Source organism: Pseudomonas sp. 09C 129 (assembly GCF_002843625.1).
Lineage (GTDB): Bacteria > Pseudomonadota > Gammaproteobacteria > Pseudomonadales > Pseudomonadaceae > Aquipseudomonas > Aquipseudomonas chlororaphis.
The window spans coordinates 3,610,609-3,630,394 of record NZ_CP025261.1 but is presented as its reverse complement, the minus strand read 5'-3'; the positions used below and the strand labels follow the sequence as shown (position 1 = coordinate 3,630,394).

At 64.1% G+C, this 19,786-nt stretch carries 15 protein-coding genes; 4 read left to right on the top strand and 11 right to left on the bottom strand.

The genetic code is table 11. From position 1 onward, the window contains the following. Nucleotides 1-201: 201 nt before the first annotated feature. The 10 genes from CXQ81_RS16485 to CXQ81_RS16440 form a co-directional block, all read right to left on the bottom strand. Nucleotides 202-1,680 (bottom strand): efflux transporter outer membrane subunit, encoded by a 1,479-nt coding sequence (locus CXQ81_RS16485; RefSeq protein ID WP_101337836.1) that lies wholly within the window; start codon nt 1,678-1,680, stop codon nt 202-204. Next, nucleotides 1,677-4,784, bottom strand: coding sequence for an efflux RND transporter permease subunit (locus CXQ81_RS16480; protein ID WP_101337835.1), 3,108 nt, complete (start codon nt 4,782-4,784; stop codon nt 1,677-1,679). The genes CXQ81_RS16485 and CXQ81_RS16480 overlap by 4 nt, the downstream gene beginning before the upstream one ends. Before the next feature lie 136 nt (nt 4,785-4,920). Beyond that, nucleotides 4,921-8,013, bottom strand: a complete 3,093-nt coding sequence (locus tag CXQ81_RS16475; RefSeq protein WP_101337834.1) for an MdtB/MuxB family multidrug efflux RND transporter permease subunit — start codon at nt 8,011-8,013, stop codon at nt 4,921-4,923. Next, the gene (locus CXQ81_RS16470) at nt 8,010-9,326 is read right to left on the bottom strand and encodes an MdtA/MuxA family multidrug efflux RND transporter periplasmic adaptor subunit (RefSeq protein WP_101337833.1); all 1,317 of its coding nucleotides are present in this window, start codon (nt 9,324-9,326) and stop codon (nt 8,010-8,012) included. Before CXQ81_RS16470 ends, CXQ81_RS16475 begins: the two co-directional genes overlap by 4 nt. A 175-nt stretch (nt 9,327-9,501) precedes the next feature. Then, on the bottom strand, nt 9,502-10,002 hold the full coding sequence (gene tpx / locus CXQ81_RS16465) for a thiol peroxidase (RefSeq protein ID WP_007927663.1): 501 nt from the start codon (nt 10,000-10,002) through the stop codon (nt 9,502-9,504). Nucleotides 10,003-10,088: 86 nt separating this feature from the next. After that, nucleotides 10,089-10,592, bottom strand: coding sequence for a hypothetical protein (locus CXQ81_RS31510; protein WP_256593355.1), 504 nt, complete (start codon nt 10,590-10,592; stop codon nt 10,089-10,091). 379 nt (nt 10,593-10,971) lie between these two features. Continuing rightward, entirely contained in the window at nt 10,972-11,643 is a 672-nt protein-coding gene (locus tag CXQ81_RS16455) for a DUF3313 domain-containing protein (protein WP_007927665.1), read from the bottom strand. 171 nt (nt 11,644-11,814) lie between these two features. After that, on the bottom strand, nt 11,815-12,780 hold the full coding sequence (locus CXQ81_RS16450; protein WP_101337832.1) for a hypothetical protein: 966 nt from the start codon (nt 12,778-12,780) through the stop codon (nt 11,815-11,817). A gap of 236 nt (nt 12,781-13,016) precedes the next feature. Then, entirely contained in the window at nt 13,017-13,511 is a 495-nt protein-coding gene (locus CXQ81_RS16445) for a DUF934 domain-containing protein (protein ID WP_007927667.1), read from the bottom strand. A 55-nt stretch (nt 13,512-13,566) separates the two neighbouring features. Next, nucleotides 13,567-15,240, bottom strand: a complete 1,674-nt coding sequence (locus CXQ81_RS16440) for a nitrite/sulfite reductase (RefSeq protein ID WP_101337831.1) — start codon at nt 15,238-15,240, stop codon at nt 13,567-13,569. A gap of 485 nt (nt 15,241-15,725) precedes the next feature. Here CXQ81_RS16440 and ccoN point away from each other — a divergent pair, with 485 nt between their 5' ends. The 4 genes from ccoN to CXQ81_RS16415 all read left to right on the top strand — a co-directional run bounded on the left by ccoN (nt 15,726) and on the right by CXQ81_RS16415 (nt 19,220). Continuing rightward, nucleotides 15,726-17,153 (top strand): cytochrome-c oxidase, cbb3-type subunit I, encoded by a 1,428-nt coding sequence (gene ccoN / locus CXQ81_RS16430; RefSeq protein ID WP_037035619.1) that lies wholly within the window; start codon nt 15,726-15,728, stop codon nt 17,151-17,153. Between the two features lie 73 nt (nt 17,154-17,226). Then, nucleotides 17,227-17,454 carry a hypothetical protein gene (locus CXQ81_RS16425; protein WP_007930252.1) on the top strand — a complete coding sequence of 76 codons (228 nt, stop codon included), beginning with the start codon at nt 17,227-17,229 and terminating at the stop codon, nt 17,452-17,454. A gap of 297 nt (nt 17,455-17,751) precedes the next feature. Next, nucleotides 17,752-18,804 (top strand): hypothetical protein, encoded by a 1,053-nt coding sequence (locus CXQ81_RS31765; protein ID WP_178081061.1) that lies wholly within the window; start codon nt 17,752-17,754, stop codon nt 18,802-18,804. Nucleotides 18,805-18,824: 20 nt separating this feature from the next. Continuing rightward, nucleotides 18,825-19,220 carry a hypothetical protein gene (locus CXQ81_RS16415; protein WP_007930255.1) on the top strand — a complete coding sequence of 132 codons (396 nt, stop codon included), beginning with the start codon at nt 18,825-18,827 and terminating at the stop codon, nt 19,218-19,220. Between the two features lie 10 nt (nt 19,221-19,230). Here CXQ81_RS16415 and CXQ81_RS16410 read toward each other — a convergent pair whose 3' ends face one another. Next, a complete protein-coding gene (locus CXQ81_RS16410; RefSeq protein WP_178081060.1) occupies nt 19,231-19,722 on the bottom strand; it encodes a hypothetical protein in 492 nt (163 codons plus the stop codon). Nucleotides 19,723-19,786: the final 64 nt, after the last annotated feature.

The following is a 19,786-nucleotide window of genomic DNA, read 5'->3' as shown; positions in this document are numbered from 1 at the left end:
ACGCCGCTATCGATGTAGCCGCTGGCGCAGCCTGCGATCGAGCGCGTAGCGCTCGCAAAGCGGACAAGGTGTGAGGCCAGATGGAGCGCGGATTCGGGGTTTGCGGTCGCTGCGCGAACCGTTCGCAGCCTCGCGGGCTCGGCAGCGGCTACAGAGGTCAGGCAGCGACCGTAAACCCGGGCGGATCGCGGATTCAGCCTGTTACTCCTTGCTGGCCTGCAGCTGGCCGTCCCAGCCGCCGCCGAGGGCGGCGATCAGTTGCACGCTGGTGACCAGCCGGCTTTGCAGCAGGGTCAGCACGCTGCGTTCGTTGCTCAACGCCGTGGCCTGCACCACCACCACGTCCAGGTAGGCGATCACCCCGGCCTTGTACTGGTTCTCGGTCAGGCGCAACGACTCGCGCGCCGAATCCAGGGCCTGCTGGCGCACCGCGGCCTCGTCTTCCAGGACCTTGAGCTGCACCAGGTAGTTCTCCACCTCGCGAAAGCCGTCGAGCACGGTCTGGCGGTACTTGGCCACGGTCTGGTCGTAGGCCGCCTCGGTGCGGTCGACTTCCGCCGAACGCTGGCCGCCGTCGAACAGGGTCATGGCCAGTTTCGGCCCCACCGACCAGAAGCGGTTCGGCAGGCTGATCCAGTCGGCGTAGGTACTGCTGCTGTAGCCGCCCGCCAGGCTCAGGGTCAGGTCCGGGTAATAGGCGGCCTTGGCCACGCCGATATTGGCGTTGGCGGCGATCACCGAACGCTCGGCCGAGGCGATGTCCGGGCGCCGCTCCAGCAGCTGCGCCGGCAGGCTCAGCGGCACCTGGGGCAAGGCCGGGATGTCCTGGGTCTCGGCCAGGCTGAACTCGGCCGGCGGCAGGCCGATCAGCACCGCGATGGCGTTTTCCAGCTGGGCGCGCTGCCAGATCAGGTCGATCAGGTCGGCCTGGGTGGTTTTCAGCTGGGTTTGCGCCTGGGCCACCGCGTCCTTGCCGGAGACGCCGGCGCGGTACTGGTTCTCGGTCATGGTCAGCGAGCGCTGGTAGGCCGCCACCGTGGCTTCGAGCAGGCGCTTCTGCTGGTCCATGACCCGCAGTTGCAGGTAGTTCTGCACCAGCTCCGACTGCTGGCTCAGGCGCATCGCCGCGAGGTCGGCGAAGCTGGCCTCGGCGCTGGCTTCGTTGGCTTCCAGGCCGCGGCGCAGCTTGCCCCAGACATCCGCCTCCCAGCTCACCCCAAGCTGGGTGTTGTAAGTATCGCGAATGCCGCTGGAGGAGCTGCTCAGGGCCGAACTGCTGCTGCCGGTGCCCTGGCTGGCGCGGGTTTTGCCGGCGCTCAGGTCCACCGTGGGGAACAGCGAGCCACGGGCGCTGCGCGCCAGGGCCTGGGCCTGGCGGTACTGGGCCTCGGACTGCGCCACGCTCTGGTTGGCGCTGTTGAGCTTGTCGATCAGGCCGTTGAGCTGGCGGTCGCCGTACAGCTCCCACCAGGCGCCGCGGGCCAGGGAATCGCTGGGGCTGGCCTGGCGCCAGCCCGCCGCTTCCTTGTATTGCGCGGGCTCGGCAACTTGCGGGCGCTGATAGTCCGGGCCAATGGCGCAGGCGCTGAGCAGCGCCAGGCTCAAGCTCAGGCTCAACAGCCGCGAACCGCGGGCCAGGGCCAGGCGCTGAGGAAGGTTGCGGGGCGAGCAGTCAGTCATAGCGGCGTTTCCAGAGCGGCATCGGTACGGACCCCACGCCAGTGGTTGAACTTATGGCGCAGGCGATCGAGATAGAGGTAGACCACCGGGGTGGTGTAGAGGGTCAGGACCTGGCTGAAGACCAGGCCGCCGATAATGGTCAGGCCCAGGGGCTGGCGCATTTCCGCGCCTTCGGCGCTGCCGAGCAGCAACGGCAAGGCGCCGAGGATCGCCGCCAGGGTGGTCATCAGGATCGGCCGCAGGCGCAGCAGGCAGGCGCTGCGGATCGACTCCAGCGGGCCCAGGCCCTGGTGACGCTCCAGCTGCAACGCCAGGTCGATCATCAGGATGGCGTTTTTCTTCACCACGCCGATCAGCAGGAACAAGCCCAGCAGTGAGATCAGGCTGAACTCGCCGCCCAGCACGTAGATCGACAGCAAGGCGCCGACCCCGGCCGACGGCAGCGTGGAGAGAATGGTCAGCGGGTGAATGTAGCTTTCATAGAGCACACCCAGCACCAGGTACACCGCCAGCAGCGCGCCAAGGATCATGAACGGCTGGCTCTTCTGGGTCGCGGCGAAGGCGTCGGCGGTGCCGGCCATCTTGACGATCACGTCTTCGGGCATGCCGACCTTGGCGATCGCCCGTTCGATGGCCGCCGTGCCCTGCTCCACCGTCACCCCTTCGGCCATGTCGAAGGAAATGCTTTCCGAGGCGAACTGGCCTTCGTGGCTGACCCGGTCGTCTTCCAGGCTGTTTTCGTAGTGGGCGATGGTCGACAGCGGCACCCGCGCGCCATCGGCGGTGATCACCTGCACCTGGTTGAGGGTGACCGGGTCCTGGGCGTATTTCGGGTTGACCTCCATCACCACCTGATACTGGTTGAGGCTGTCGTAGATGGTGGAAATCTGCCGCTGGCTGTAGGCGTTGTTGAGCACCGCGGTGACCATGTTCATGTCGATCCCCAGGCGCTTGGCCTGGTCGCGGTCGACCACCAGGGTCACCTGCTGGGCGCCCCGCCCTTCGCGGGCGTCGATCGCGGTCAGCTCCGGCAAGGCACGCAGCGCGGTGACCACTTTCGGATACCACTCGCGCAACGACCCCAGGTCGCCGCTCTGGATGATGTAGGAATACTGCGAGGTGGTCTGCTCGCGGCCGCCGCCGAACTGCAGGTCCTGGTCGGCCATCAGCATCAGCTGGGCGCCGGGCACCTTGGGCATTTCCTTGCGCAGGCGCTCGATGACTTTCTGCGCGGACATGTTGCGTTCCTTGATCGGCTTGAGGCGCACCAGCATGAAGGCGTTGTTGGTGCCGTTATTGCCACCGATGAAACCGGCCACGCTCTCCACCGCCGGGTCCTTGAGCACTTCGCGGCGGAAGATCTCCATCTTCGGCTGCATCACGGTGAACGACAGGCCATCGTCGCCCCGCACGAAACCGATCAACTGGCCGGTGTCCTGCTGCGGCATGAAGGTCTTGGGCACCACCACGTACAGCGCGATGTTGACGCCGATGGTCACGAACAGGCTGAGCAGGGTCAGGCGCTTGTGACGCAGTACCCAGTCCAGGCTGCTGGCGTATCTGGCCACCATCCAGTCGTTGGCGTGCTGGCTCCAGCGCTGCAGGCCGTTCTCCCGGCCCGGCACATGGGGCTTGAGCCAGCGGGCGCAGAGCATCGGGGTCAGGGTCAGGGACACCACCAGGGACACGACTATGGCCGCCGCCAGGGTGATGGAAAACTCGCGGAACAGGCTTTGAATGATCCCGCCCATGAACAGGATCGACAGGAACACCGCCACCAGCGAGACGTTCATCGACAACAGGGTGAAGCCGACTTCCTTGGCTCCCAGGTAGGCCGCCTTGATCGGTGCGATGCCTTCGTCGATGTGCCGGGAAATGTTCTCCAGCACCACGATGGCGTCGTCCACCACCAGCCCGGTGGCGAGAATCAGCGCCATCAACGACAGGTTGTTCAGGGAAAAACCGTACAGGTACATCACCGCGAAGGTGCCCACCAGCGACACCGGCACCGCCAGGGTCGGGATCAGCGAGGCGCGCAGATTGCCGAGGAACAGGTAGACCACCAGTATCACCAGGGCCACGGCGATCAGCAGGGTCATCTCGGCCTCATGCAGGGTGGCCTTGATCACCGGCGAACGATCCATCGCCAGGTTGAGCTTGACGCTGGCCGGCAGCACCGCCTGCAACGCCGGCAGTTGCGCCTTGATCTCGTTGACCGTCTCGATGATGTTGGCCCCGGCCTGGCGGTTGATCACCAGCAGCACCGCCGCGTCGTCGTTGAAGAAGCCGCTGTTGTAGCGGTCCTCGACGCCGTCGCTGACCTTGGCCACGTCTTTCAGGCGCAGGGCCGCGCCGTCCTTGTAGTGGATGATCAGCGGCTCGTAATCCTTGGCCTTCTCCAGCTGGTCGTTGGCCTGCACCTGCCACATCTGCTCGCTGTTCTCCACCGAGCCCTTGGGCCGGCGCACGTTGGCTTCGGCGATGGTCTTGCGCACATCGTCGAGGGCCACGCCGTACTGGTTGAGCAACTGCGGCTCGAGCTCGATGCGCACCGCCGGCAGCGAACTGCCGCCGATCTGCACCTCGCCGACCCCGGACACCTGGGACAGGCTCTGGGACAGGATGGTCGAGGCCAGGTCGTAGAGCTGGCCCTTTTCCAGCACATCGGAGGTCAGCGACAGCACCATGATCGGCGCCTGGGACGGGTTGACCTTCTTGTAGGTGGGCATGCTGCGCATGCCGCTGGGCAGCAGGTTGCGCGAGGCGTTGATCGCCGCCTGCACTTCCCGCGCCGCGCCGTTGATGTCGCGGTCCAGGTCGAATTGCAGGATGACCCGGGTCGAACCCTGGCTGGAGCGGCTGCTCATGGTGTTGACCCCGGCGATCGCGCCGAAGGAACGCTCCAGGGGCGTGGCCACGGTGGACGCCATCACCTCGGGGCTGGCCCCCGGCAGGCTGGCCTGGACCACGATCACCGGGAAGTCCATCTGCGGCAGCGGCGACACCGGCAGCAGGCCGAAGCTGACACCGCCCAGGAGCATGATCGCCAGGCTCAGCAGCATGGTGGCCACCGGCCGGCGGATAAAGGGTCCGGACAGGTTCATGGGCGGCAGCTCCAAGCTGCAAGAGAGCAGCGGCAAGCTTCAAGCTGCAAGCGGCAAGAGAAAAGCGGGTCACGCAGCGGCTCTGGCTTTTGATTCAGCTTGCCGCTTGCAGCTTGAAGCTTGCCGCTCACGCCCCTCACCCCACTTCTCCTAGGGCTGGCTTGGCAAACCGCCGCCCCAGCCGGTCGAACGCCAGGTAGATAACGGGCGTGGTGAACAGGGTCAGGATCTGGCTCAGCAACAGGCCGCCGACCATCACCAGGCCCAGGGGCTGGCGCAGTTCGGCGCCGGAACCGGTGGCCAGCATCAGCGGCACGGCGCCGAACAGCGCGGCCAGGGTGGTCATCAGAATCGGCCGGAAACGCAGGAGCGCCGCCTGGTAGATCGCCTGCTCCGGGGCCATGCCCTGGTTGCGTTCGGCGTCGAGGGCGAAGTCGATCATCATGATCGCGTTCTTCTTGACGATGCCGATCAGCAGGATGATGCCGATGATCGCGATCATGCCCAGGTCGTTGCCGCTGAGGATCAACGCCAGCAAGGCGCCCACCGCCGCCGACGGCAGCGTGGAGAGGATGGTGATCGGGTGGATGTAGCTCTCGTAGAGCACCCCGAGCACGATGTACATGGTCACCACCGCCGCCAGGATCAGCAGCAAGGTGCTCGACAGCGAGGCCTGGAACGCCTGGGCCGCGCCCTGGAACTGGGTCTGCACGCCCACCGGCATGCCGATGTCCTGCTGCACCTGTTCGATGACGTTCACCGCCTCGCCCAGGGCCACACCGGGCGCCAGGTTGAACGACATCATCACCGCCGGGAACTGGCCGATATGGGCGATGGCCAGTTGCGCCTGGCGCTCCTCGACCCGGGCCAGGCTCGACAGTCGCACCTGGCCGCCGTCGGTGGTTTTCACATGGATCTGTTCCAGCGCCTGCGGGCCGATGGTTTCCCCGGCCTGGGCCTGCAACACCACGCGGTACTGGCTGGCCTGGGTGTAGATGGTGGAAATCTGCCGCTGGCCGAAGGCGTCGTACAGCGCGTCGGTGATGTTCGACACCGAGACGCCGATGCGCGACGCGGCGTCGCGGTCGATTACCAGGTACACCTGCAAGCCCTTGTCCTGCAGGTCGCTGGCGACGTCGGTCAGCTCCGGCCTGTGGGTCAGGGCATCCACCAGGCGCCCGCTCCACAGGGCCAGCAGGTCGGCATCCGGCGACGACAGGCTGAACTGGTACTGGGTGCGGCTGACCCGGTCCTCGATGGTCAGGTCCTGCACCGGCTGCATGAACAGGCGGATGCCCACCAACTGGTCGACCTGGGGCTGGATGCGCGCGATCACCTCGGCGGCGCTGAGGTCGCGTTCGCGGTGCGGCTTGAGGTTGATCAGCAGCCGGCCGCTGTTGAGGGTGGCGTTGTCGCCGTCGACGCCGATATAGGACGACAGGCTTTGCACCGCCGGGTCGGCCAGGATGATTTTCGCCAGGTCCTGCTGACGCTGGCTCATGGCGGCGAAGGACACCGACTGCGGCGCTTCGGAAATGCCCTGGATCACCCCGGTGTCCTGCACCGGGAAGAAGCCCTTGGGCACCACCATATACAGGAACACGGTCAGTGCCAGGGTGCCGACGGCCACCAGCAGGGTCAGCGGCTGATGCTTGAGCACCCACTGCAAGCGGCGCCCGTAGCTGGCGATCAGCCAATCGATCCAGGCGCCGCTGGCACGGTAGAACCGCCCCTGCTCTTGCTCCTTGGGCTCACGCTTGAGCAGGCGCGCGCACATCATCGGCGTCAGGGTCAGGGACACCACCAAGGAAATCAGGATCGCCACCGCCAGGGTGATGGCGAATTCGCGGAACAGCCGCCCGACCACGTCAGCCATGAACAGCAGCGGGATCAATACGGCGATCAGCGACAGGGTCAGCGACACCAGGGTGAAGCCGATCTGCTTGGCGCCCTTGAGCGCGGCCTGCATCGGGCTATCGCCCTCCTCGATGAAGCGCGAGATGTTCTCCAGCATCACGATCGCATCGTCGACCACGAAGCCGGTGGCGATGGTCAGGGCCATCAGGGTCAGGTTGTTGACCGAGAAGCCCGCCAGGTACATCACGCCGAAGGTGCCGATCAGCGACAACGGCACGGCGATCGACGGGATCACCGTGGCGCTGGCCCGGCGCAGGAACAGGAAGGTCACCATCACCACCAGGGCGATGGCGATCAGCAATTCGTGCTGCACGTCGGTGACCGAGGCGCGGATGGTCTGGGTGCGGTCGGTGAGCACGGTGACGTCAAGGCCCGCCGGCAGGTTGTCGGTGATGCTCGGCAGCAGCGCCTTGATCCGGTCCACCACCTCGATCACGTTGGCCCCGGGCTGGCGCTGGATATTCAGCAGCACCGCCTGGTTCTCATTGGCCCAGGCCGCCAGGCGTTCGTTCTCGGCGCCGCCGGCGATCTGCGCGACATCTTTCAGGCGCAGCGGCGCGCCATTCTTGTAGGCCAGGATCAGCTCGGCGTAATCCTTGGGCGAGGTCAGCTGGTCGTTGGCATCGAGCATCGACACCCGGGTCGGGCCGTCGAAGTTGCCCTTGGGCTGGTTGACGTTGGAGGCGCCGATCAGGGTGCGCACGTCCGACAGGTTGAGGCCGTTGGCCGCCAGGGCCTCGGGGTTGACCTTGATCCGTACCGCCTGGCGCTGGCCGCCGGCGATGCTGACCATGCCGACGCCGCTGATCTGCGCGATCTTCTGCGCCATGCGGGTATCGACCAGGTCGTTGAGCTTGGGCAGCAGCATGGTCTTGGAGGTGATGGCCAGGGTCAGCACCGGGGTGTCCGCCGGGTTGACCTTGTTGTACACCGGCGGCGCCGGCAGATCGCTGGGCAGCAGGTTGGTCGCGGCGTTGATCGCCGCCTGCACCTGCTGCTCGGCGACATCCATATTGATGTCGAGGTTGAAGCGCAGGGTCAGCACCGAGGCGCCGCCGGAGCTGGTGGAGGCCATCTGGGTCAGGCCGGGCATCTGCCCGAACTGGCGCTCCAGGGGCGCGGTGACCGCGCTGGTCATCACGTCGGGGCTGGCGCCGGGGTACAGGGTCATCACCCGGATGGTCGGGTAATCGACCTGGGGCAACGCCGAGACCGGCAACAGGCGATAGGCGATCAGGCCGGTCAGGACAATGGCCAGCATGCTCAGGGTGGTGGCTACCGGGCGGAGGATGAACAGCCGCGAGATATTCATGCGCCGACCTTGCCCGCCGGCATCTCGGTGGCCGGCGTGGTCGCCGAGCTGGCCGGCTGGCCCTGCAGGTGCTGGGTCGGGGTGGCCGGCACTTCTTCGGTGGTGTTGACCACTTCCACTTCACTGCCGTCCTTGAGGCGGTCGGTGCCTTCCAGCACCACGCGGTCGCCGGCTTCCAGGCCGGCCTTGATCACGGTGGAATCGCCGTTGCTGTCGCCGACCTGCAGCTGGCGGATCTTGACCTTGTTGGCGCCGTCCAGGGCATAGACGAAGGTGCCGTTGGTGCCGAACTGGATCGCCGCCGACGGCGCCAGCACCACGTTTTTCAGGGTGTCGGCAAGCACGCGCACGTTGACGAACTGATTGGGGAACAGCGCCTGGTCGCGGTTCTCGTAGCGCGCCTTGAACTTCAGGGTGCCGGTGGTGGTGTCGATCTGGTTGTCGAGGCTTTGCAGCACGCCGCTGGCCTGCAGCGCCTGGTCGCCGCGGTCCCAGGCTTCCACCGGCAGCCTGGCGCCGCTGCGATAACGCTCCAGCACCCTGCTCAGGTTGTTCTCCGGCAGGGTGAAGGCCACGCTGATCGGCTGGGTCTGGGTGATGATCGCCAGCGCGGTGGTGTCGTTGGCCGCCACCAGGTTGCCGACGTCCAGCTGGCGCAGGCCGACGCGGCCGGTGATCGGCGCGCGGATCTTGGTGAATTCGAGGTTGAGCTTGGCGTCGTTGACCGCCGCCTGGTTGGTCTTGACCGTACCCTGGTACTGGCCGACCAGCGCCGCGGCGGTGTCCAGGGTCTGCTTGGCGATACTGTCCTGGGCATACAGGCCGCGATAACGCTCGTAGTCGACCTGGGCGTTCTTCAGTTGCGCCTGGTTCTGCAACAGCGTGCCTTCGGCCTGGAGCAAGGCGTTCTGGTAAGGCCGCGGGTCGATTTCCGCTAGCAGGTCGCCGGCCTTGACCATCTGCCCTTCCTCGAAGGCCACCTTGACCAGCTCACCGGCCACCCGGCTGCGCACATTGATGGTGTTCAGCGCGGTGACGGTGCCCAGCGCCTTGTAATACAGCGCGAAGTCCCCGCGCGTGGCCGGCGCCACCCGCACCGGGATCGGCCCGCTCGCGCCGCCAAACCCCGGCCGCATGGACCCGCTGCGACCGGTGTGTCCGGCCGCGGCCTTTTGCCCGGTGGCATCCTTTGGGGTGGTCGAGGCCGGCCAGAACTTCCAGCACAGGCCGACGATGGCCAACAGGACAAGCAGGCCGAGCAGCCAGCGACGGGAGTTGCGGGAAACGGAGGATTGCATGGAGTGATCAACCATTGGGCGCGAGGGGATCTTTTTCAGAAGGCTGAAAGATAAGCACTGGCCGGTGTTTAGCAAAGCGCCTTTACCGGCAATTTACCTTGGGCTTACGTTTGCAAGTGTCTGCTAAGCCACTGAAGCACAAATAAAAACGGCCTGGACAGGGCCAGGCCGTGAATAATTGTAAAACCTGTTACTTCAGAACGGCCAAGGCCGCGTCGTAGTTCGGTTCTTCAGCGATTTCCTTGACCAGCTCGCTGTGCAGCACGGTGTCGTTCTCGTCCAGTACCACCACCGCGCGGGCAGTCAGGCCGGCCAGTGGGCCGTCGGCAATGGCCACGCCGTAGTTCTCGATGAACTCGCGGCCACGCAGGGTCGACAGGTTCTGCACGTTTTCCAGGCCTTCGGCGCCGCAGAAACGGGCCTGGGCGAACGGCAGGTCAGCCGAGATGCACAGCACCACGGTGTTGTTCAGGCCGCTGGCCTGGGCGTTGAACTTGCGCACGGAAGTGGCGCAGGTCGGGGTGTCGACGCTCGGGAAGATGTTCAGCACTTTGCGCTTGCCGGCAAAGCTGCTCAGGGTGATGTCGGCCAGACCGGCGCCTACCAGGGAGAACGCTGGCGCCTTGGCGCCGGCTTGTGGCAGTTGGCCGTTGACTTGAACCGGGTTGCCTTTAAGGGTGACTTGAGCCATGAACGGAGTCCTTTTAAACGATTGTCATTGAACAGCTGTAAAGAAAATCGAGAGGCCGGAAGTTAAACATGAAATGGCCCGGCCACCTATGCCCGGGATACAAATTGTAGAACAAGCCCCGAGAGCGGAGCGCAACGCTGGAGGCCATCGAAATACCGGCGGAACGCGAAAACACTGTAGCCGCTGCCGCAGGCTGCGATAAGGCCGCAGGCCTTCGGCGATATCGATATCCCGCGCCCGCGTTGCGGTCGATCGCAGCCTGCGGCAGCGGCTACAAGGGCCTGCTTCAACCTCGCAAGCGCAACATGAGGGAAGGCACGCAGCGGCCCCTTGAGCATCTCGTCGACGAAATGGCGATCGCTGACTTCACGTATAACCACCGCCCATGTCACCGGTATGACACTCCACATCCAGTGGCGAAAGCTGAACTGGCGCCCGACGCTGATCCGCAGGTCATTGATATCCACGCCCCGCAAGGGGGTGATGCGTTCGGGAAAGATCTTCGGGAAGTTGGCGCCTTCAAGACAGAAATCCAGCACCCGGGCCGGGCTGCGACCGGCAATGAAAGTCGTGCGTTCGAGCACAGGCATGCTGGAAAATCCTCTTGAAAATCTCAACAAAACTTAATTAAAAACATCACAATCAGTCTATAACAACCTGTTTTTATTGAATTTATTTAACTTAACAAATCACTTTAACTTAACCACTATAAAAACATGGAAATAATCACAATTCACATGAACAAGAAGGCGCAGCCTGAAACTCCGCTGCCACTCGATCCTGGCGCACGCCGCCCTGCCGCGGATGTGAAAACCTGTCACGGACGATGCCGTCAGCAGGCCTGGCGCCCTCGCCTCGCCAGCGAAACCTGTGTTCTTGATTGACTGCCGGAACTGCTCAGTGAAGGGGTCAGGTATTCGCCCTGACCCCGACGCAGTGGGCAAAAAAGCTCGGGGAGAAACCCCGGCCCTACTGTTTTTTCAGTTTCTGGAAGGACTGATGCAGGTCGGAGGCCCAGCCGTCGATGACGTTTTTCACGTCCGCAGGCTGCATGACCTGGGTGTCGTTCTGCAGCGGCTTGCCGCTGCCCTTGCGCACCACCTGGGCGATCACCTTGTTGTTGCCGCCGTCGATGAACTGCGCCTCGGTACCCAGGGTGGTTTCCTGGTCGCGGATGCCGCTGGCCGTGCTCACCGCCGCCGCCACCAGGGCGATGGGAATGATTTCGTAAGGCTTCAGGCCTTCGGTCTTGCTGCTCACGGCCGTGATCGCCGCGCGCACCACAATCACCCCCGGCCCCGGCGCGGTGGCTAGCGGCAAGTCCTTGCCGATCTCGCGCTTGAGCGCCTCGTCGTAATAGCGGTTGATGCCGTACAAGGTGTTCTGCGGGATCTTCACCGTCGGCTGCGGCTTGGGGTAGAACTGGGTGGGCTCGATATAGACGCTGCGGTACTGCTTCAGGTCCAGCTTGGGATCGACCCAGCGCATCACCTCGACGCCGGACGGCGACTTGGCTTCCTTGAGCTGGCTGTAGTCGCCGAGAAAACCGGAGTACTCGTCGGGTTGGGTGACGTTGCTGGAACAGCCCACCAACCCTAGGGAGGCCAGGCACAGCGTGCTCATCATTGATGCGAGCTTCATAGGGTAACTCCTGTCAGAAATCCGGAAGCGCTACTGGTTTTAGGAAGTGTAGGTATAGCCAATAGCGGGCATATCAGCACAGCAAAAGCGGATTAATCGCCAAAGCAGGCCAGAGAATTCTTAGCAGATCGGAAAGATACAGGTGCAGCGTCAACGCTGCACCTCTCCCCATTACCAGGTGGTTCCGCGCCTTGCCGCCGCCTCGCGCAAGGCGTTGATGCGCATGGCCTTGAGCAGGGAAAAGGTCCCGGCCAGGATGATCACGGCGCCAAATACGAAGTCGATGCCGTACAACTGGTAGTCCTGCAACGGCCCGACCAGGAACACCCGCACCGCCGCCACGCCCAGCAAGGTAGCAAGAAAGTCGATGGTCGGCTCGTCGCGATACAGCACCATCAACAGCGGCAGGCACAGCACCAGCAACAACAGCAGCACGATGATCTTGAACGAGCCTTTGCGCTCGATGCTGAAGGCGCACTCGCTGGCGCCATAGGCGGGATAGTCGCCGGGCCGGACCAGGCTGTTCTGCTCGGCGATGTAGTCCGCCGGGTTGTACAGGCGGGTCGGGGTAAAGGTATTGGACAGGTTCAACTGCGTGGTGATGCGCTTGAACGGCAGGTCGACCTGCTCGTTGCCCTTGAGGATGTACAGCACCGGCTTGTAGCCGTAACGGTAGACCTCAAAGGGAAACCGGCTGGACTCGCCGTTGACCCGGATCGGCCGGCTCTCCAGGTCGGCATAGGCATTCTTGTGCGGCGAACTGAAGTTGCGGTTCAAGGGCTTGACCTTGACCTCTTCAAAGAACAACGGCGGCATGCTGTAGGTGGACTGCAAGGGTTCCAGGCGCAGTTTCAGCGGGTAGCGGCCCAGCTCGTAGCGGTTGTAGGTGCGCTCCGAAACGTTGACCTCCCCCGAGACCTTGAACTCGCCCTGGGTGCTGTTGGTGACCCTGAGCAGCAGGTAGTCGCGCTTGAAGGAATGCGCCGAATCCGCGGCAGGGCCGCACCAGCCGTAGCTGTCGAGAGGGTCGCCGAGGCGCCCGCTGCGGGCATCCTGGTACACATAGAAATAGCCGACCCACAGGGTCAGGAGCAGCAACAACGAAAACAACCCGAGTATCTTTTTAGCAACGCTCACAGCCGCGACTCTCTTCCATGGATGGCCCATGCCAGGCACGCCGGCGACTGATCGCCAGACGCCAATCCCTGGCTCCTTCATAAGAGGTGCGACTCTACCAAAGCGCCATCATCGACCCAAGGACAAATGCCCCTGGCGACCAGACAATGGCCGTTGCCTGCCCTGTTCCCGGGCGACTGTGAGCATCGATCGAAGCGCCAGCCCGGGCAGGCGCTGCTCTTCAGCGGCGGCGGATCTCAGCGGCGCCGGAACAGCGGCCGCGGCTCGATCGCCGAGCGCCCGTAGAGCACGCTCATGCCCGCCAGCCCCTTGAGGGCGTCGTCGGCGCATTTGTCTTCGCGGATGGCAAAGCTGTCAAAACCGCATTGGCGCATATGGCTGAGCTGGTCGCGCAGCACATCGCCCACCGCCCGCAATTCGCCCATCCAGCCCAGCCGGGTGCGCAGCAAGTAGGCCTGGCTGTAGGCACGGCCGTCACGGAAGCTGGGAAAGTCCAGGGCGATCAGCGGGATCAGCTTGAGCCAGGGTCGCAGGCTTTCCACCTCGTCGTCCGGACCGAGCCAGACCCCGTCCCGCGCCGGCTCGTGCTCGATGCGGCGGATCAGCCAGCGGGCCAGCGGCAGAATCAACGGACCCTGGGGCAGCGGGCCGTCCACCTCGCGCACCAGGCTCCAGGGATCGTCCTCGACCCGCCCGGCCTGGCCATCTTGCAGACGCAGCAAATTATTCATGGCTGTAACTCCTGGCTCATGGCTGTGCTTTCTATTGCGCGGTCGCGCTGCGGGCTCATGGCTGCGCCTCCAGCACTTTCGGGTAGACCCGCTCCTTGAACGGCTCCAGGCCGATGCGCTGCACGGTGTCGACGAACAGCTCTTCGCTCTCTCGGTAACGCACGAAGGTGGCGATGATGCGCTCGATCACCCCCGGCACTTGCTCGGCGCTGAACGACGGGCCGATGACCTTGCCCAGCGCGCTGTGCTTGCCCTGGGCGCCGCCAAGGGTGATCTGGTACCACTCGCTGCCGTTCTTATCGACGCCGAGGATGCCGATATTGCCGATGTGGTGATGGCCGCAAGCGTTCATGCAGCCGGAGATGTTCAGGCTGATGTCGCCCAGGTCGTGCAGGTAGTCGAGGTTGTCGAAACGCGCCTGGATCGCCTGGGCGATGGGGATCGACTTGGCGTTGGCCAGGGCGCAGAAGTCGCCGCCGGGACAGGCGATGATGTCGGTCAGCAGGCCGACGTTGGCGCAGCCCAGGCCCTGTTCGCCGGCCAGCCGCCACAGTTCATGCAACGCGGTCTTGGGCACGTCCGGCAGGACGATGTTCTGTTCGTGGGCGATACGGATCTCGCCAAAGCCGAAGGCCTCGGACCACTCGGCCACCGCCTCCATCTGCGCCGCCGTCACGTCTCCGGGCGGCGAGGCGCTGCCGGGCTTGGTCGACAGCACCACGCTGGCGTAGCCCGGCACCTTGTGCGGCTTGACGTTATGCGCCACCCAGCGCTCGAAAGCCGGCTCCTCGGCCAGGCGGCTGCCGTAGTCGAGATCGGTGACCGGCTGGCGCTCGTAGAGCGGCGGCACAAAGGCACTGGCGACCCGCTGGTATTCGGCCTCGGTCAGTTGCGCCGGGCCGTCCTTGAGGTGCTGCCACTCCTCCTCCACCTCTTTGGCGAAGGCCTCGATACCCAGGGCCTTGACCAGGATCTTGATCCGCGCCTTGTACTTGTTGTCGCGCCGGCCGTGGCGGTTATACACCCGCAACACCGCCTCGACGTAAGACAGCAGGTGCTGCCACGGCAGGCCGTCGCGGATCTGCTGGCTGAGGATCGGCGTGCGCCCCAGGCCGCCGCCGACCATCACCCGCAGCAGCATCTGCCCGCGCCAGTCGCGGTACAGGTACAGGCCGATGTCATGCATCATGATTGCCGCCCGGTCCTGGCGGGCCGAGCAGATGGCGATCTTGAACTTGCGCGGCAGGAACAGGAATTCCGGGTTGATGGTCGACCACTGGCGCAGGATCTCCGCCAGGGGCCGCGGGTCCATCAGCTCGTCGGCGGCCACCCCGGCGAAGGCTTCGGTGGTGATGTTACGCACGCAGTTGCCGGAGGTCTGGATCGCATGCATCTCGACATTGGCCAGGCGTTCGAGGATGTCCGGCACCTGGGCCAGCTCGATCCAGTTGAACTGCATGTTCTGCCGGGTGGTGAAGTGGCCGTAGCCGCGGTCGTAGTCGCGGGCGATGCTGGCCAGGGTACGCATCTGCCGCGCACTGAGGGTGCCGTAGGGAATGGCCACCCGCAGCATGTAGGCGTGCTTCTGCATGTACAGGCCGTTCTGCAGGCGCAGCGGCAGGAACTCCTCTTCGCTCAGCTCGCCGGCCATGAAGCGTTCGACCTGATCGCGAAACTGCGCCACCCGTTCAAAGACCAGGGCCCGGTCGTACTCGTCATAGTGATACATGTCACGGCCTCATCAGTGCTGACCCCGATCCCGCCCTTGAAGCCGCTGTAATCCTGTAGCCGCTGCCGAGCGCTGCGAGGCTGCGATCGGCTGCAAGGCAGCCGCAAAACCGGCATATGCGCTCTGTCAGCCAGACCGCACCATCCGGGTTGCGAGCGCTCCGTCGGGATGCCGCCCATTCGCTGCCTCGCTGCGCTCGGTAGCGGCTACAGGGCCAGGGTGGCCACGGGGTTATGCATTCCAGGGGTGAACCGGGGGTTTTGGTGTGGCGGTGACTATGCACTTGCAGCTCAGGACGTTACAGATTCAGGTAAACACTAAAAAACCGTATCAGCAGCTCTCGGGCCTGTGCTGGCAGGCGGTCAATCTGATCCGTATTAATGCAGTTTTTCTGAGCCTGTTTTGTTTCGCCCGTGCTTTCTACAGTGCATGGCATGCCAGGCCGGGTGGCCTGGCAAGCCTTTGCAACCGTGGAAGCATTGACCATGAGCACAGCAACAATGGAACCGGCCTACAACTACAAGGTGGTACGCCAATTCGTCATCGCCACCGTGGTCTGGGGCGTGATCGGCATGGCCATGGGGGTGTGGATCGCCTCCCAGCTGGTCTGGCCGCAAATGAACCTCGACCTGCCCTGGACCAGCTTCGGCCGCCTGCGCCCGCTGCACACCAGCCTGGTGATCTTCGGCTTCGCCGGCAGCGCCCAGTTCGCCGCCAGTTACTACGCGGTGCAGCGTACCTGCCAGGTGCGGCTGTATTCCGACAAGCTCGCCGCCTTCACCTTCTGGGGCTGGCAGTCGGTGATCCTGATCATGCTGGTCACCCTGCCGCTGGGCTACACCACCACCAAGGAATACGCGGAAATCGAATTCTCCGGCGCGGTGTGGATGGCCGTGGTCTGGGTGGTCTACGGCATCGTGTTCTTCACCACCGTGGTGCAGCGCAAGACCAAACACATCTACGTCGGCAACTGGTTCTTCGGCGCCTTTATCCTGGTGATCGCCATGCTCCACGTGGTCAATCACCTGTCGATCCCGGTGGACTGGTTCAAGTCCTACCCGGTGTATTCCGGCGCCACCGACGCCATGGTCCAGTGGTGGTACGGCCATAACGCGGTGGGCTTCTTCCTGACCACCGGTTTCCTCGGGATGATGTATTACTTCGTGCCCAAGCAGGTCGGGCGGCCGGTGTATTCCTATCGCCTGTCCATCGTGCACTTCTGGGCGCTGATCACCCTGTACATCTGGGCCGGCCCGCACCACCTGCACTACACCGCGCTGCCAGACTGGGCGCAATCGCTGGGCATGGCCATGTCGCTGATCCTCCTGGCGCCGAGCTGGGGCGGCATGATCAACGGCATGATGACCCTCTCGGGCGCCTGGCATAAGTTGCGCACCGACCCGATCCTGCGTTTCCTGGTGCTGTCCCTGGCCTTCTACGGCATGTCGACCTTCGAGGGGCCGATGATGGCGATCAAGACGGTCAATGCCCTGTCGCACTACACCGACTGGACCATCGGCCACGTCCACGCCGGCGCCCTGGGCTGGGTGGCGATGATCACCTTCGGCGCCATCTACCACATGGTGCCCAAGGTCTTCGGCCGTGAGCAGATGCACAGCATCCCACTGATCAACCTGCACTTCTGGCTGGCGACCATCGGCACCGTGCTGTACATCGCCTCGATGTGGGTCAACGGCATCACCCAGGGCCTGATGTGGCGCGCGGTCAACGACGACGGCACCCTCACCTACTCCTTCGTCGAGGCCCTGCAGGCCAGCCACCCGGGCTTTATCGTGCGCTTCGCCGGTGGTGTGTTCTTCCTCAGCGGCATGCTGCTGATGGCCTACAACACCTGGCGCACCGTGCGCGTGGCCGACCCGCGCCTGGCCCTCAGCGACGCCCAGATCGCCTGATCGCCCAAGAGCACGACGCGGGCCACACCCGGCCCGCGTCGCTCATCCCTCCTGCAGCACAGCGAGCCCCCCGATGATCGAATTCGCCCTTGACCTGCTCGGCGTGACCTTCCTCTACCTCAGCATCGGCTACTGCCTGCGCCATCAATCGGCCAAGAGCCTCGACGACGCCAGCCTGATCCCCTTCGCCGACGACCCGGACGTGGCGCGCCGGGTGGAACTGGCCACCGGCAAGAAAATCGACGCCGTGGCGCCGGAACCGCAAACCGCCAGGCCCGGCTGGGGCAATATGGAGGTCTGACCCCGCCTCGCGGCCTGATCGCCACTGCGCGCCAAGGACAACCGATTGGCCAGCGGCCGGGGTTTCGCTTAGTCTTCGCCGCTGACTAAACACGGACGTTTCGAAAATGAGCGGAAAACCAGCAGCCCGGGGAACCGACCCGACGGCCTGGCCGCAGCCCGGCGCGACGACCAGAGCGCCTGCGGCGCGGCGATCGTCGGTGGGGTGTCGGCAACCGTCTTCATCAATGGCCGTAATGCAGCGGTACAGAGCAGTACCGGTAGCCACGGCAGCATTATCGTCGGCGGTTCGGGCAGTGTGATCATTGGCGATACCGTTACAGCGGCGCCGGTCAGCGCGGTGTCGGCGATGCCGAACCTGGCGGCGGCCACAGCGGCCCTAGTGCCTGCCGCTGCCCCACAGGCCGCAGCGCTGGCTGGCGCGCCAGCCGTGGCGGCACTGGCTCCGACCATCCCGGCGGTCGTCGCTGATCCGCGGGCAGCGGCAGCAAAAATTCTCGACGACTTTCAAGCGGCGCCTATGAAGGAGCGGATTTTCAACGATCAGGCTCACCCCATGGGCACCCCGCAAGACCCGTTCGAGAAGAGCAAGATTCACGAGCAGATCGAGGCTCGCCTGGCAAAGGCGCAAGGCGGCAGCCTGAAACGTTTTCATCCAATCAGCCCCTACCCCGACCAGAAAGACACCAGCCTCTGCGGTCCGGCCACCTTCTTCTATGCCTTGCTGATGGACCGTCCCGACCTGTACGCAAAAGCCATCACCGAGCTATGGGAAACGGGTGAAACCACCATCGGGCAGTTGCACATCAAGCCGAGCCACGGCGCCTGCAATCCGAAAAACTTCAGCCGTGGCACAGAAGGCGACCGCATTTGGGCTATCGACTGGATCACCCTGGCCTGCTTGCGCGACAGTGAAAACCTGCTGTTCGCCTATGACGAGCCGGATGACATGTTCTCCGGGATCACCCTGCCCGCCGGGCTCGGAAAATGGTTCAAACAAGCGGGAGCCGAGATTCTTTTCGACAACATCCAGTTCTCGTCCCATATAAACCAGGATCAGTTGAGCGAACTGTTCCAGTACATCCGCCCCGGCACTCATATGGCGACCCTTATCGGTGCGGGGATGCTGGCAGCCAATGCAGGGCAAATGAAAAACCACTGGGTGACCTGGGAGCAACCAGCGAAAACCTTATCCGGCCCCATCACCTCGACCACGGCACCCAGTGACACCATCAGTTCCTCGATGATCTTTTCCTGGGGTGAGTTATTGCATCAGATCCCAGCGGGATCGACCCTGCAGACCATTCTCAAATACATATACGGCGGCCTTGTGTTCAGCAAGATCCCTTGAACAGCTCCCAGGAAACTCCCATGAAGCGCGCACTGATTTCATCTATTGGTCTTTCACTCATGCTCAGCGGTTGTGGGCTGGGATTTCTTCCGGGCTGCTATACCCGCCCGGATCTCACGATGCAGCCAGAGACCCTGCCCACCGCCGTCGTCGGCCAGCCGTTCAGCGTCAAGCTGGAGGTGGTGGGCGCCGATACGCCACTGACCGGTTTTTATATTCACCCCGACCATCCGTTACCCGAGGGGCTGGAGTTGAGTTACCAGAAAAGAACCCATTACGCGCTGATCACCGGTAAACCGCTGACACCGGGCACCTATACCATCAACGCGTATACCAGCAGCTACGGTACTCAATGCACAGGGCAGGAAGCACAGAGGACCTATCAACTCAAGGTGCTGGAAGCTGCGCAGCCCTGATCCCGGGCCCTCACCCACGCTCCCGGGGAATCAGCGCCTGCAACTGCGACGCCAGGAAGTTGCCGTCGAAGGTAAAGACGTCGGACTCCTTCAGGCCGTTGGCCTGGCGCCATTGCCAGCTGCCGTCGGCTAAGCCCACCAGGGACACGCTGCCGTAACGCGCGGCGGTCAGGCCCATGACCGCCAGGGAAATCTGCCCGGCGGCGCCCATCACATCGGGCACGAACTCCACCGGTTTGCCGACGATGACGAGGGTCAGCTTCTCGGTCTTGAAGGTCGAGGTTTTCACCGGGACGCTGGGGCTGAAGGCCAGGTAGGGTTCCCGGCTCAAGGCCAGCAGGTCCGGCATCAGCACCGGCGCCAGCCATTGCTGGATATGCTCGAACAGCTCGGTGATACGGCTCGCCCAGACCACCTTCTGGCTTTCGAACAGCTGTTTCTTGTGGGCTTCGCTTTCTGCATAGCGCCGAAGCATCTCGCCCAGTTGCCGTACGTCGTCCATGTTCATGCCTCTTCGAGAAACCGCGGTTGCGGACCTTGAGCATGGCAGATGGGGGGTGTCGGCG